General features: G+C 55.8%; 13 protein-coding genes. 3 read left to right on the forward strand and 10 right to left on the reverse strand.

The annotated features are described in order from the left end of the window. Positions 1-201 precede the first annotated feature (201 nt). Positions 202-1,299 carry an NADH:flavin oxidoreductase/NADH oxidase gene (locus tag TAN611_RS09595; RefSeq protein WP_105230714.1) on the reverse strand — a complete coding sequence of 366 codons (1,098 nt, stop codon included), beginning with the start codon at positions 1,297-1,299 and terminating at the stop codon, positions 202-204. A gap of 207 nt (positions 1,300-1,506) precedes the next feature. Between TAN611_RS09595 and TAN611_RS09600 the strand changes: the two genes are divergently transcribed. Then, positions 1,507-2,562: a rhodanese-related sulfurtransferase gene (locus tag TAN611_RS09600; protein ID WP_105230715.1), complete on the forward strand. Its 1,056-nt coding sequence runs from the start codon at positions 1,507-1,509 to the stop codon at positions 2,560-2,562. A gap of 56 nt (positions 2,563-2,618) precedes the next feature. Here the strand turns inward: TAN611_RS09600 and TAN611_RS09605 are convergent, their stop codons facing one another. Further along, a complete protein-coding gene (locus tag TAN611_RS09605) occupies positions 2,619-3,197 on the reverse strand; it encodes a YceI family protein (RefSeq protein WP_105230716.1) in 579 nt (192 codons plus the stop codon). A 24-nt stretch (positions 3,198-3,221) separates the two neighbouring features. Continuing rightward, positions 3,222-3,776 carry a cytochrome b gene (locus tag TAN611_RS09610; protein ID WP_105230717.1) on the reverse strand — a complete coding sequence of 185 codons (555 nt, stop codon included), beginning with the start codon at positions 3,774-3,776 and terminating at the stop codon, positions 3,222-3,224. A gap of 483 nt (positions 3,777-4,259) precedes the next feature. Between TAN611_RS09610 and TAN611_RS09615 the strand changes: the two genes are divergently transcribed. Then, positions 4,260-5,273: an AI-2E family transporter gene (locus tag TAN611_RS09615; RefSeq protein ID WP_232251674.1), complete on the forward strand. Its 1,014-nt coding sequence runs from the start codon at positions 4,260-4,262 to the stop codon at positions 5,271-5,273. A 37-nt stretch (positions 5,274-5,310) separates the two neighbouring features. Here the strand turns inward: TAN611_RS09615 and TAN611_RS09620 are convergent, their stop codons facing one another. The 6 genes from TAN611_RS09620 to pyrC form a co-directional block, all read right to left on the reverse strand. Continuing rightward, positions 5,311-5,931 (reverse strand): LuxR C-terminal-related transcriptional regulator, encoded by a 621-nt coding sequence (locus TAN611_RS09620; protein ID WP_105230719.1) that lies wholly within the window; start codon positions 5,929-5,931, stop codon positions 5,311-5,313. 190 nt (positions 5,932-6,121) lie between these two features. Beyond that, entirely contained in the window at positions 6,122-7,237 is a 1,116-nt protein-coding gene (gene solA, locus TAN611_RS09625) for an N-methyl-L-tryptophan oxidase (protein ID WP_203067624.1), read from the reverse strand. A 139-nt stretch (positions 7,238-7,376) separates the two neighbouring features. Next, on the reverse strand, positions 7,377-7,631 hold the full coding sequence (gene bssS / locus TAN611_RS09630) for a biofilm formation regulator BssS (protein WP_015671938.1): 255 nt from the start codon (positions 7,629-7,631) through the stop codon (positions 7,377-7,379). A gap of 215 nt (positions 7,632-7,846) precedes the next feature. After that, positions 7,847-8,125, reverse strand: coding sequence for a hypothetical protein (locus TAN611_RS09635; protein WP_105230721.1), 279 nt, complete (start codon positions 8,123-8,125; stop codon positions 7,847-7,849). Positions 8,126-8,274: 149 nt separating this feature from the next. Next, the gene (gene dinI, locus TAN611_RS09640; protein WP_105230722.1) at positions 8,275-8,514 is read right to left on the reverse strand and encodes a DNA damage-inducible protein I; all 240 of its coding nucleotides are present in this window, start codon (positions 8,512-8,514) and stop codon (positions 8,275-8,277) included. Between the two features lie 76 nt (positions 8,515-8,590). Next, positions 8,591-9,640, reverse strand: coding sequence for a dihydroorotase (gene pyrC, locus TAN611_RS09645; protein WP_105230723.1), 1,050 nt, complete (start codon positions 9,638-9,640; stop codon positions 8,591-8,593). Positions 9,641-9,840: 200 nt separating this feature from the next. On the opposite strand from pyrC, the gene TAN611_RS09650 reads away from it, so the two are divergent. Further along, positions 9,841-10,128 carry a putative quinol monooxygenase gene (locus TAN611_RS09650; RefSeq protein WP_105230724.1) on the forward strand — a complete coding sequence of 96 codons (288 nt, stop codon included), beginning with the start codon at positions 9,841-9,843 and terminating at the stop codon, positions 10,126-10,128. 52 nt (positions 10,129-10,180) lie between these two features. Here the strand turns inward: TAN611_RS09650 and rne are convergent, their stop codons facing one another. Next, a complete protein-coding gene (gene rne, locus TAN611_RS09655; RefSeq protein ID WP_203067625.1) occupies positions 10,181-13,513 on the reverse strand; it encodes a ribonuclease E in 3,333 nt (1,110 codons plus the stop codon). Positions 13,514-13,927 lie beyond the last annotated feature (414 nt).

Genomic DNA, 13,927 nt, shown 5'->3' on the forward strand with positions numbered 1-13,927 from the left:
CCGAATGGACTCTGTGCACGCGTATCATTTTCTGCCGGTAATGGCAGTTATTGTGGCATTTTCTGGCGTGACAGGAAAATCCTGAATTAGGTTATGGTGCGCTCTGTGGCGTATTTTCCCGCGTTTGGCGATAGCGGAGGGGGGAGAATTCGGCCATTAGCCTGACTAACGGCCGAATGATGTTGCCTCAGGGGAGCGCGCTTAGCCGTTGCTGAACAGCCCTTTCAGCACGTGAGGCTCTGAACGCCAGTACTGCGGCGGCGCGCTGGCTTTTGCACCCAGCTTGGCCGCAGCGTGCCACGGCCAGCGCGGGTTGTACAGAATGCCGCGCGCCAGCGCCACCATATCGGCCTGGCCGGTGGCGACGATCGCCTCGGCCTGCTCCGGTTCGGTGATTAAACCAACGGCGATGGTCGGCAGGCCACCCTCGCGCTTGATGGTCTCGGCGAAGGGCACCTGATAATTCGGGCCGACGGGAATTTGCTGCTGCGGTGACAGGCCGCCGCTGGAGACGTGAATATAGTCGCAGCCCAGCTCTTTCAGCGCCTTGGTCAGCGCTACCGACTGTTGCTCATCCCAGCCGTCCTGTACCCAGTCACTGGCGGAGATGCGTACGCCGACGGCTTTGTGCGCCGGGAATACCGCACGTACCTCGCTAAAAATCTCCAGCAGCAGCCGCATACGGTTGGGCAGTGAGCCGCCATACTGGTCATCGCGCTGGTTGGCCAGCGGCGATAGGAACTGATGCAGCAGATAACCGTGGGCGCCATGCAGCTCAATCAGCTCAAAGCCCAGGCGATCGGCGCGTTTGGCCGCGTCGACGAACTGTTGCTTCAACTGGGCGATTTGCGACAGGCTCATCGCCTCCGGTGCTTCGTCATCGGGATGGAACGGCGTTGCGGAGGGAGCGATGGTTTGCCAGCCGCCGTTTGCCTGGCCTATCTGGCCGCCGCCTTCCCAGGGCACTGCGGTGGATGCTTTACGTCCGGCGTGGCCTAACTGAATGCCCAGCGGCATAGTGGCGTGCTGTTTGACCGCATTGACGACCTCGGCCAATGCCTGTTCAGTGGCGTCGTCCCACAACCCCAGGTCCTGCGGCGAAATGCGCCCTTCCGGCGATACCGCCGTTGCTTCGACAATCAGCAGGCCGGCGCCGGACATGGCCAGGCTGCCGAGGTGCATGGTATGCCACGGCGTCGCGGCGCCCTGTTCGGCAGAATACTGGCACATCGGCGCGATAATGATGCGGTTCGGCAGGCTGAGTTTCCCAAGGGAAATCGGTTTGAATAACTGGCTCATTGATATCCTCTTTTCAGGTCGCATTGAATAGCGTGCTCACACTATCCACATGTGGATTTGTGAACTGCATCAAGTTTAGCAGCCGCAAAGATGGCCGGGCAGTTCATGATGTGCTGCCGGATATTTTCAGGTATGATGTGCGCCGCGCGCGGCCCCGGAAGGGGGGCGCGGCAATAACTCACCTCAGAAAGAACAGGAACGTACACCATGCCAGTGTTACATAACCGAATCTCCAATGAGGAACTGAAGGCGCGCATGCTGGCTGAAACCGAGCCGCGCACCACGGTTTCTTTTTATAAGTATTTTACCATCGATGATCCCAAAGCCTTTCGCGACAGCCTGTACATTCAGTTTGAAAAACTGAAGGTGTTTGGCCGCATTTATGTGGCGAAAGAGGGCATCAACGCACAGATCAGCGTGCCGCAGAATAATTTTGAGGCGTTTAAAACGGCGCTGTTTGCTGCACATCCGGCGCTGGATCAGGTGCGTTTGAACATCGCGCTGGAAGATGACGGTAAATCCTTCTGGGTACTGCGCCTTAAAGTGCGTGAGCGCATTGTTGCCGACGGTATCGACGACGGCAGCTTCGATCCCTCTAACGTGGGTGAGTACCTGAAGGCCGATCAGGTCAATGCGATGATTGACGATCCGAATACGCTGTTTGTCGATATGCGCAACCACTATGAGTACGAAGTGGGGCATTTTGAAAATGCTATCGAAGTGCCTTCCGACACCTTCCGCGATCAGCTGCCGATGGCGGTGGAAATGCTGCAGGAGCAGAAAGACAAAAATATTGTCATGTACTGCACCGGCGGCATCCGCTGTGAAAAAGCCAGCGCCTATATGCTGCATAAAGGCTTTAAAAATATTTATCACGTGGAAGGCGGCATCATTGAGTACACCCGTCGTGCAAAAGAGCAGGGGTTACCGCTGAAGTTTATCGGCAAGAACTTCGTGTTCGACGAGCGTATGGGTGAGCGAATTTCGGATGATGTTATCGCTCACTGCCATCAGTGCGGCGCGCCGTGCGACAGCCACACCAACTGTAAAAATGACGGCTGCCATCTGCTGTTTATCCAGTGCCCGAGCTGTGCCGCCAAGTTTGAGGGCTGTTGCAGCGAGATCTGTCGTGAAGAGTTGAAACTGCCCCGCGAAGAGCAGCGCGCGCGCCGCGCCGGGCGGGAGAACGGCGTGAAGATCTTCAACAAATCGAAAGGGCTGTTGCAGACCACCATGCATATTCCGGCGCCGGAAGACGAATAATCCTGGCCGGATGGGGATAACAGAAGGGCGCGGTTATACCGCGCCCTTGTTTTTTATTACTTTTCGCGAACGCCTTCGACGGAGATGATCAGTTCAACCTCTTGTGAGGCCGGGCCGAGATCGGTGGTAATGCCGAAGTCTTTCAGCTTGATTTTGCCGTTGGCTTCAAAGCCGGCGCGGTAGCCGCCCCATGGGTCGTTGCCCTGGCCAATCAGCTTGGCGTCCAGCGTAACCGGCTTGGTGACGCCGTTAAGGGTCAGATTGCCGACTACGGCGTAGCCTTCGCCGTCTTTTTTCACTTCGGTGGATTCAAACTTCGCCTGCTTGTTTTTTTCCACGTTGAGGAATTCGGCGCTGCGCAGGTGCTTATCACGTTCCGCATGGTTGGTGTCTACGCTGGCGGTGTTGATGGTGACGCTGACTTTATCCTTGGAAGGGTCTTTCTCATCGAAAGTGAAGGCGCCGTCAAAATCTTTGAAGGTGCCGTACAGCCAGCTGTAGCCGAGATGCTGGATGCGGAATTGAACGAAGGCGTGCTGCCCCTGCTTGTCGATTTTGTAGTCGGCGGCCAGCGCGGAACCGGCGCTCAGTAACAGTGCGCCTGCGGTCAGGCCTAATACGGTCTTTTTCAACATGGTTATCTCCATTATTCCAAGAGGTTAATCGGCGCTGCGACCCAGCATCCGTTTCAAAGTGACATCACGATCCACAAAGTGATGCTTAAGCGCGGCCAGAGCGTGCAGTACCGACAGTACGACAACGGTCCAGGCCAGATAAAGGTGAATCGTACCGGCGGTATCGGCCTGTGCACCCATGCCGCTGATACTGGCGGGAACATCGAACCAGCCGAACACGCTGATCGCCTGGCCGTCGGCGGTGGATATCAGATAGCCGCTGATAAGAATAGCGAACAGAATGACGTACAGCGCCAGATGCGCCAGTACGGCACCGACGCGGGTAATGCGGGAATAGCTGGCCAGCGGTTTTGGCGGTGGAGAAATCAGACGCCAGACAACGCGCACCACCATCACGATAAACAGCAATACGCCGATACTTTTATGGATCTCCGGCGCCTGGTGATACCACACGTCGTAATAGCCCAGCGTGACCATCCATAAGCCAAGCGCAAACATGCCGTACACCACAAGAGCAACCAGCCAGTGGATCAAAATAAACAGATGACCGAAACGGTCGGGGGTATTTTTCCAAAGCATCGGACTTCCTTAATTCCTTATTGCCGGCTGCAATATTTAACATGAAAAAACATAAAATCAATAATAAATTTAACTATGTTACGACTTAATAATATTAGTCAGTGGATTTGCACAAGATCGGATAAATTAATCAAAGGAATCGTTGAACCGGTAAGGAAAAAGAGACGGTGAATTCTCGTTTGTGAATTGAAATAAAACGATTTTCTATTTTATTGTCAGTTTTTGTCATGTTGCGTAAATTCTGCAGGGGCATTCGGCAACGCGCTTTTTCGGCCGGAGATACGTTGCCACCGCTGTCCTGCGCCCGCTGATTTTCTGTGCGGATGATATTATAAATACTGATGATTACCCCGCCGCCTGATGCAGAGTTTGTTAAAATCAATCCTTCAATGGCTTGCGCCGTGTCTGCGCATTATCGGGAAAAGAAAGGATGTTATCTTGAGCCGGAATTTATTCATCGATCGCCCGTTACGTCTGGCGATTATGCTGGCGATGATCGTGGTGATCCTTGCCGGGATTAAAACCTCTTCGGAAATTGTGGTGCCGTTTTTGCTGGCGATCTTTTTAACCATCGTGCTAAACCCGCTGGTTACCCGCATGGAGCGATGGCGGGTGCCGCGTATTTTGGGCGTGATGCTGTTGGTGACGCTGGTGGTGATAGTCCTGGTGATGTTCATCGGCATGATGGGGGCGTCGCTGAATGAGTTTGCCCGTTCGCTGCCGCAGTATCGTGGCATGATGGCGGAGAAAATGCATGAATTGCAGCGCTATGCGGACCGTTTCAACATCGTGATTTCGGCGGAGGCGATCGTGCATTATATCGATCCCAGCGCCACGATGAATCTGGTGACGCGCATGCTGAGTCACCTTTCCGGCGCCATGACCAACATTTTCCTGCTGCTGATGACGGTGGTATTTATGCTGTTTGAAGTGCAGCTGCTGCCGGCGAAGCTGCGGCAGGTATTGAGCAGGCCCACTCAGGGCATCGCCAACCTGCAGCGGGCGGTGCAGGGGGTGACGCACTATCTGGTGATTAAAACGGCGATTAGCCTGGCGACCGGTATTATTGTCTGGGTCTTTTTGGCGATTATCGGGGTGCGCTTTGCGTTTATCTGGGGGTTGCTGGCCTTCCTGCTCAACTTTATTCCCAATATCGGCTCGGTGATCGCCGCCGTGCCTCCGTTGATTACCGCGCTGTTATTTAACGGTTTTGGCGATGCATTGGTGGTGGCCGGCGGTTTTGTGCTGATCAACCTGGTGATTGGCAACATCCTCGAGCCGCGGGTGATGGGGCGCGGTCTTGGTCTGTCGACGCTGGTGGTCTTTCTCTCTCTGATTTTTTGGGGATGGCTACTGGGACCGGTGGGGATGCTGCTGTCGGTGCCGCTCACCATCATTGCGCGCATTGCACTGGAAGCCAGTGAAAACGGCCGGAAAATAGCGGTAATCCTGGGCGATGGCCGGGATGAGCACGCTCCGGATCGCCAGGCAGAATAAGTGCGGTGTTAGCGCCTTTGGCGCGGCTGGGAGCTTCTCAGCCCGCCATCCGCACCATGGTGCGCAGGCCGGCCGCATCAGGGGGATAAAAAAAACGCAGTATGTTGTACAGCGAATAAAACTCAAGCCGGTTACGGGCGTTAATCTTCTCTGTGATATGGCGTTTATGCACATAAACGGTATGTGCGCTGATCTGCAGTTTACGGGCGATCCGATAGTTTGGTACCTCGGCCATCCAGTACTTCATTACCGTCAACTCCTGCGGACTGAACAGCGAGTGCAGACTGCTTTCCATTAACGCATTCGGCGTATCGCGCAGGATGCGCAGTGCTTTGGGCAGTGCCCCCTTATTGAACAGAAACGCATTATCGGCAATGCGCATCGGCCGATCGCTGTAAGGATAGGGAGTGTCGAGGTAAATAAACAGCACGGCCCCGGCACTGCCGTCGATTAATGTTTGTAACCATGGGTCGTCTTGATTTGGCCGGCAGTAGTTGGTCAGATTCAGCAGAATATGCGTAGGGTTACAGCTGGGGAGGCATTGTACCGCAGCGCTGAGCGTAGCACAGCAGGTAACGGTATTGGCGGCATTGTCGGCCAGATAGCTGGCAATACCGAGACGGGTATAACCGCATTCGTCCACGACGAGTAGTTTCATGCTGACATCCTTGTGATCGGGCAAATAATACCGGGTACTTCAAGGTTAAAATAGGGGGGACGTCAGCGGCAATCAATTCGGAAATCCGGATTGTTGCGTGAGTTTTTTCCGTGGATAGATTTAAAGGGGCGAGGATGAGAGGGAAAGGCCGCAGCCGATGCGGACAAAGGCTGCGACTGTGTTGGCGTCTTTAGTTAAAACGCTGCAGCGAGAACGGCGCCAGATCGAATGGGATGGTTTTATCCTGCGCAAACAGCGCGGCGATTTCACCCAGCACGCTGGCGAATTTAAAGCCGTGGCCGCTGAGCCCGGTGATTACCATCATATTTTTACTGCCGGGCACGGTATCGATAATAAAGTCTTCATCCGGGCTCATGTCATAGGTACAGACTTTGCCGTGCAGACACACGCCGACGCCGGGTAGATGCTGGCGCAGGAAATTAAACACTTCGCTGCCGTCGCTGGCGATGCTGCCGAACGCCTTGCGCTGTTGCGGTGTCTCAATCGGCTGGCCGTCATTGTGCTTGCCGACCTTCAGACCGTCGTTATCAGCGGGGAAACCGTAATAGTGGCAACCGTCCTGTGCTTCAACGGTAAAGGCCGGGAACCGGTTGGGTTCGCTGTAGCGTCCGTCGGCCTGATGCCAGGAAAATACTTTACGCAGCGGCGTGATAGGCAGCTGCGGCAACAGCGCTTTGACCCAGGTACCGGCGGCGATCAGAACCTTTTTCGCCTGATAGCTACCTTCTGCCGTAGTGACTTCAACGCCGCCGTCAATGGTGTTAACCGCTGTTACCGGGCAGTTAAACAGCTGACTGCAACCGGCCTCTTTCGCCAGGCGAATATATTGTCTAATGGCCTGCTCGGAGCGGAGAAAGCCAGCATCCGGTTCGAAGACGCCGACATAGTGCGCCGGTGCGCTGAACTCCGGCCAGCGCTGTTGTACCTCATCGGCGCTCAGCAACTGAGTATTCAGGCGGAAAGTACGTGCGCTTTGTCGGGCGTTGGCGATAAATTCGGCGTCTTTGGGCCCCAGGTTAAGGACGCCGCAGGCGTGAAACAGCTGCTCGCCGCTGTCCCGCGTCAGACCATTCCACAGCGCCTGTGCGCGCAGCAATAACGGGACATATTTTTCACCTTCGCCGTAGGCATGGCGAATAATACGCGTATCGCCGTGGTGGCTGCCGTTGCTGTGCGGGGGGATTTCGCTGTCGACCATCAGCACTTTCAATCCTGCCTGCGTGGCGTAGTAGCCGGCGGCGGCGCCAACGGAACCGCTGCCGACGACGATTAAATCATATTCCACGTAACCTATCCTCACTGTTGCGCTTTGCTGAACCCAGCATGATAAAAGGTTGGGCGCGCCAATGCACCCGTTGTCGGCGGCAGATAAAGAAAAAGCGCCGGGAATGAGCACCGGCGCTTAGGACGTTTGGCTTAATGAATCAGTGTTTCTTACGGTCAAGATCCTGGTATTCCGTTGATTCAATTTTTGCGATGCCCGCCTCTAGGATATTTATCAATTGTCGGGCGACATCTGTGGTTAACCAAAGCGTTCTGTCTACTTGGGCTTCCTCGGGCGTTTGGTCTAGCGAAGACAGGTAATGAAGGCGTATCATCATGGCGTCGTAAACGTCAACGGTGCTGATATCCCATCCAACAAGCGGGTGTGTCTGAATAACTTCATCATTTCTGTCCATAAAGACCCCTTATTGAGTAGTAACTAACGCGAGTGACTAACGAGGATCGATGCGGCTCATCTTCATGAGGAGCTTTTACAGTATACGCTTGGTGGCTGACTGCCGCGGGCTTTTCCTGCGAAAATTTGTCAAATAATCGCTTATTTGCGCAATAATTCAGCAAAAAAGAGGGGCGGCTTGCCGTTTTATGGAACGACAAGCCGTAGAACGGCAGTTTATTCTGCTGCAGGAGAAACGGCGGGAGGCTGAAGATGTTTTTCCAGTTCGGCTGCCAGCTGGGCGAAGTGCTGTTGCGTTTCGGCATCGCGATTTTGGTTTTGCGCTTCCAGCTTCAGGCTATGGATCAGCAATTGGTTAGCTTTGTCATCCAGCCCGAAGGCCAGATAGGAGAAGGCGACTTCCAGCACGCTAAGGCGCCGTTTTTGATCGGCAATAACCGTCAGCAGTTCGCCGAAGGTCATTGCTTCTTCTGATTTTTCTTTGTCCAGGGCCATGGAAAGAGACCTCCTGTAGTAATAGCGCCCGCACTCACCCTTATTACAGATCAGATGGCATTTTTATGCCAGCACATTTCAACTCGCTTTGCCGATTGCAGGCATAAAAAAGCCGGAGAGCGACCTCCGGCAAAAACAGCATTGCAGTATTATTCGGCACTGAACCAATCGTCGGCGCTTTCCCAGGTTTCCTGGAGGATCTCGGCGATCAGATCTTTATCTGTTTTGACGCCGCCGAGTACGGATAGCCCGTTGGCGCCGGAATACCTGACCTGAACCACCGTATCTGGGAACTGACGGTTAATCCGTTTGCTCAATTCGCCGTTCAGGGCTTCAATTGCCCCCGGCGGCAGCGGCCTGGTCTTATCTATGGTTACTTCAACACGCATAATTGCCCCCGAAGTTATCTACTGTTTATTTATACAGTTAATGAGATTCGGGAGCAAGAGGGTGAATTAAAAAAGATTAGCTGGCGGTCACCGTCCAGTTAACGCTTTCACCGGCCAGGAATGGCACGATGGATTCATTACCCAGAGCAATCTCTTCAGGCTGAACGGAAGGGATTCGTTGCAGCTCGATAAAGTCTTCGTTGACCGGCAAGCCGTAGAAACGCGGCCCGTTGAGTGAGCAGAAGGCTTCCAGGTGCTCCAGCGCGCCTAACTGCTCAAACACCGTGGCATAGGCCGGCATGGCGCTTGGCGCATTGAACACGCCGGCGCAGCCGCAGCTGGATTCTTTGCGGTGCTTGGCGTGCGGTGCGGAATCGGTGCCGAGGAAGAAACGGTCGGAGCCGCTGGCTACCGCCTTGCGCAGCGCTTCCTGATGGATATTGCGCTTGAGGATCGGCAGGCAGAACAGGTGCGGACGGATGCCGCCAACCAGCATATGGTTACGGTTAAACATCAGGTGCTGTGGCGTGATGGTGGCGCCCAGGAAACGATCGCCGGCCTGTACATATTCGGCTGCATCTTTGGTGGTGATATGTTCGAAAACGATCTTCAGCTCCGGGAAGCTGCGGCGAATCGGCTCCATAACCTGGGCGATAAAGCGGGCTTCGCGGTCGAAGATATCTACGTCGGCATCGGTAACTTCACCGTGGATTAACAGCGGCATACCGATTTTCTGCATTTGTTCAAACAGCGGATAGATGCCTGTTACATCGCTGACGCCGTGGTTAGAGTTGGTGGTGGCGTTAGCAGGATAGAGTTTGGCGGCGGTGAAAATACCTTGCTTAAACCCTTCTGTCAGCACGTCGGCCGACAGGGTGTCGGTCAGGTAGCAGGTCATCAGCGGGGTAAAATTGTGTTCCGCAGGCACCGCCGCCAGAATGCGGTCGCGATAACGCTGTGCGGCGTCAAGGGTGGTGATCGGCGGAGCCAGATTCGGCATTACAATCGCGCGGCCGAATACCTGGCTGGTATAGGGCAGGACCGTTTTCAACATCTCATCATCACGCAGATGGATGTGCCAGTCGTCAGGGCGGCGAATTTTCATGGCTTGAGGTTGTGCTGTCATGGTGCAAGGCTCCGGCGGTCAGAAATACGTCTAAGTAAAAGCGAATAATGGGGGTTATTCACGCCGGGGTATAAGCATAAGCGGAAAGCGTTTCTGATGCATCTGTTTGTTAACCAAAGTTGAAAACAATAGGGAAACGGGCGCATAGTAATCGTGTTGACGATGATTTTTGCTACTTTTTATTCCTACAGGAGGATGAAATGGAAATTCGCGTGGTTGCCACTTTGCAGGCTAAAGCGGAGTTTATTGATGACGTTAATGAAGCAGTGCATCAGATTATCGATGCCAGCCGCCAGGAACTGGGAAATCTGCAGTACGATCTGCATCGCGAGCTGGATAAACCCGGCACCTTTGTATTCTTTGAGCGCTGGGCCAGCGCCGAGGCACTGAACAAACATAATGCCACCGAACACTTCCAGCATTTTGTCCGCCAGATTGACGGCAAGCTGGATTTGCTGGATATCAAGCAGCTGAAAAAAATAGCCTGAATATCGTGCAATAAAAAACCCGCCAATCGGCGGGTTTTTTTCACGGTTTAACTTAATCGTTAACCGGCTGTGGCTTGGTGGCCGGGGCGGTGGCCTGGTTTACCGCCGAGTGGCCACCGGCGCTGCCTTTGCCTTCAAAATCAAAGGCCGGACGCTGCCAGTCACTGTGCTTCGGCGCTTCCGGCTGATAAGCCGGGGCAGGCGCTTTGGTCATCGGTGCGCTGGCGATGTGCTTGTAACGCGTCTCTGCCGGCTGAGCCGCGATGACTGGCGCAGGGGCTGCCGCTGCCTCATCGCTTGCCGTCTGCGGAGCTGGTTCGCTGACGACCGCTTCGGCTGGCGCCGCAATGGTCGGTTCCTCAACGGTCTTCTCTGCAGCTACCGCTTTTTCTTCAGCTTCTTCAACGGCAGTTTCGTCGGCTGCCGGTTCAGCGGCGGCAGGCACAGGCTGCTCTTCAGGCTGAGCCGGGGCCGGTGTGGCCTCAGCCGCAGGCTGAACATCGCTGGCGACGTCGGCCGGTGCCTCAACGGCTGCCGGCTGCGGCGCTTTGGCCTCTTCCTGCAGTGGCGCGGCAACTGGCGCACTTTCAGCCGGTTCGACGTTAGCGGCGGCGACTGGAGCCTGAACCTCTTTCTGGGCGGCGACGATTGCCGGCGCAGCAACGCTGGCGGCAACTTCCGCTACCGGCTGTTGTTCGGCTGTGACGCTAGGCTGGCGCTTAACCTCAGTCTCTTCAACCGCTTGCGCAGTTGTTGTGACAGGGTAACCGATCCAGACCTTGCCAGACGCCATTTCCGGAGAGGCAAACGCAGCCGTCAGCGGCATCGGCGACTGGGTCGGATAACGCTCGTCGCGGTAACGACGACGACGCTGGCCGCTCACGCGCAGATGACGCGGTGAACGACGTGAGCGGCGCGGCATGCCGTTTTCACCGTTACGGTTTTCCTGCGTGTCTTCTTCGCCGGTGGTGGCTACGGTTTCCGGCAGCAGTTTAACGCTGTCGTCTGCCGCAGGCGCTTTGGCTTCCTCAGCGGTTTCCGCCGGTGCTTTTGGCGCCAGCAGCTCTTCCGCAGCGCGCTGCAGTTCTTCTTCTGCTGACAGGATACGCACCTTCTGCGACAGCTGGCGGCGTTGACGACGCTGAGCCGGTTGCTGATGGCGCTCTTCCTTATCTTCTTCAGTGGCGGCTACCGGTGCGACGGCGGCCTTCTCCTGCTGCTTCGCTTCTTGCTGTGCCTGGCGCTTCTCTTCCTGACGACGACGCTGACGCTCGGCGCGCTGCTCGCGGCGCTGCTGCTGTTGCTCTTCGCGCTGCGCTTTTGCGGCTTCATCAACCGGCGCATCGCTGGCTACCGGCGCGTTATTCGCGGCGTTACGGCGATTGCGGCGCTGCTCGTCACGCGTATCGCGGTTATCGCGTTCGCGTCCTTCACGGTTATCGCGTTCGCGTCCTTCACGGTTGTCGCGCTCACGGCCTTCACCGCGCTCCTTACGCTCACCACGCTCATTGCGCTCGCTACGTTCACCGCGCTCTTTACGGCCAGAGCCCTGACGACGCTGATTACGACGATCCTGACGACGGTTCTCGCCGCCGTTGCTTTTCGCGGTTTCAACCGGTTTCTCTTCCGCGACGGGCTGCGGCTCTTCACCGGCGAACAGCGATTTCAGACCGCTGAAGAAGCGGCTGAGCAGGCCTGGCGTTGCGGCTGGCGCAGCCGGCTGGCTGGCGGTCGGTTTCTTCGCCGTGGCGGGTTCAGCCGCCGGCGGCGGCGCATCGGCGGCCAGAGAGAAGGAAGCCAGCGCCGGTTGTTCCGGACGCTTACGTTCCATCGGGATCTCTTCCGGCGGCTGCGCCATCTCTTCTTCATGCAGCTTCGGCAGCAGATAGCTCAGGGTTGGCGTTTCTTCACCTTTGCGCACGCGCAGTACTGAGTAATGCGGGGTTTGCATCTGATCGTTCGGCACGATGACGGCTTTCACGCCGGCCTGACGTTTTTCGATGGCGCTGACGGATTCACGTTTTTCGTTCAGCAGGTAAGAAGCAACCTGAACCGGCACGATGGCGTGCACCTCTTTGGTGTTTTCCTTCAGCGCTTCTTCTTCAATCAGACGCAGGATGGACAGCGCCAGCGATTCGTTGTCACGCACGGTGCCGGTGCCGTTACAGCGCGGGCAGACGTGGTGGCTGGACTCGCCCAGCGACGGGCTGAGGCGCTGACGGGACATCTCCAGCAGGCCGAAGCGGGAAATACGGCCGATCTGAATGCGTGCGCGATCCTGACGCACCGCATCACGCAGGCGGTTCTCTACTTCGCGCTGGTGGCGTACCGGCGTCATGTCGATAAAGTCGATGACGATCAGGCCGCCAAGGTCGCGCAGGCGCAGCTGACGGGCAATCTCATCCGCCGCTTCCAGGTTGGTGTTGAATGCGGTTTCTTCGATATCGCCGCCGCGGGTGGCGCGTGCGGAGTTGATGTCGATCGCGGTCAGCGCTTCGGTGGTGTCGATAACGATGGAACCGCCGGAAGGCAGGCGCACTTCACGCTGGAAAGCGGATTCGATCTGCGACTCAATCTGGTAGTGGCTGAACAACGGGATTTCACCGCTGTACATTTTAATTTTGCTGCTGAAGTCCGGGCGTCCCAGCGCGGCAATGTGTTCTTTCGCCAGATCGAGAATTTTCGGGTTATCGATCAGGATTTCACCGATGTCAGGACGCAGGTAATCGCGGAAGGCACGGACGATAACGTTGCTTTCCTGGTGAATCAGGAACGGTGCAGGGCGGCCTTCGGCGGCTTTCTTGATGGCTTCCCAGTGCTTGAGACGGAACGACAGGTCCCACTGCAGCGCTTCGGCGGATTTGCCGACGCCGGCGGTGCGGACGATCAGGCCCATGCCGTCGGGCAGTTGCAGTGAAGAGAGCGCTTCTTTCAGTTCGGTGCGGTCATCGCCCTCGATGCGGCGGGAAATACCGCCGGCGCGCGGGTTGTTCGGCATCAACACCAGATAGCTGCCGGCCAGGCTGATAAAGGTGGTCAGAGCGGCGCCTTTGTTGCCGCGTTCTTCTTTATCAACCTGTACGATCACTTCCTGGCCTTCGCGCAGCACATCTTTGATGTTGGGGCGGCCATGGGAGGAATAGCTGTTAGGGAAGTATTCGCGGGCGATTTCTTTAAGAGGAAGGAAACCATGTCGTTCTGCGCCGTAGTCAACAAACGCTGCTTCAAGACTTGGTTCGATACGGGTGATTTTGCCTTTGTAAATGTTCGCTTTTTTCTGCTCATGACCCGGGCTTTCGATATCCAAATCGTACAGCCGCTGTCCATCTACAAGGGCAACACGCAACTCTTCCTGTTGAGTTGCGTTAATCAACATTCTTTTCATCTTAACTTACTCGTTATTTTTTACATTATCGACAGAGCTGCGGGCAATATATCCGTCATCGTTCAGGTTGCCTTGCGTCGCGGCCTTCTCTCGCATCCGCCCATGTTGCCGGACGTGTGCGCGGTCGCCGCTTTAGCGCCACCTGAATTATTTGGGCATAACCTCTATGGCCGGGTTAAAACCGAAAACCCCGTGTCTTCTCGCAAAGTCGTCAACCTCCCGGTTGTCGCCTGCATAGGGGCGCATTATCTCGGTAAGCCTGTTTTTCTTTGTGAAAAACAGCACTTTTACTCGGGGAATAGCCTCTGATTTACGTCGACAGATCACATTCCATTTGCCGGCCAAGCTGCAACCCGCAGCCCGCTAATTGTTTGATATCGCATTACGTCTTACGCCATTGCTGCGTTTTTGCGT

This window comes from Serratia sp. Tan611, assembly GCF_905188235.1.
Taxonomy (GTDB): domain Bacteria; phylum Pseudomonadota; class Gammaproteobacteria; order Enterobacterales; family Enterobacteriaceae; genus Serratia_B; species Serratia_B rhizosphaerae.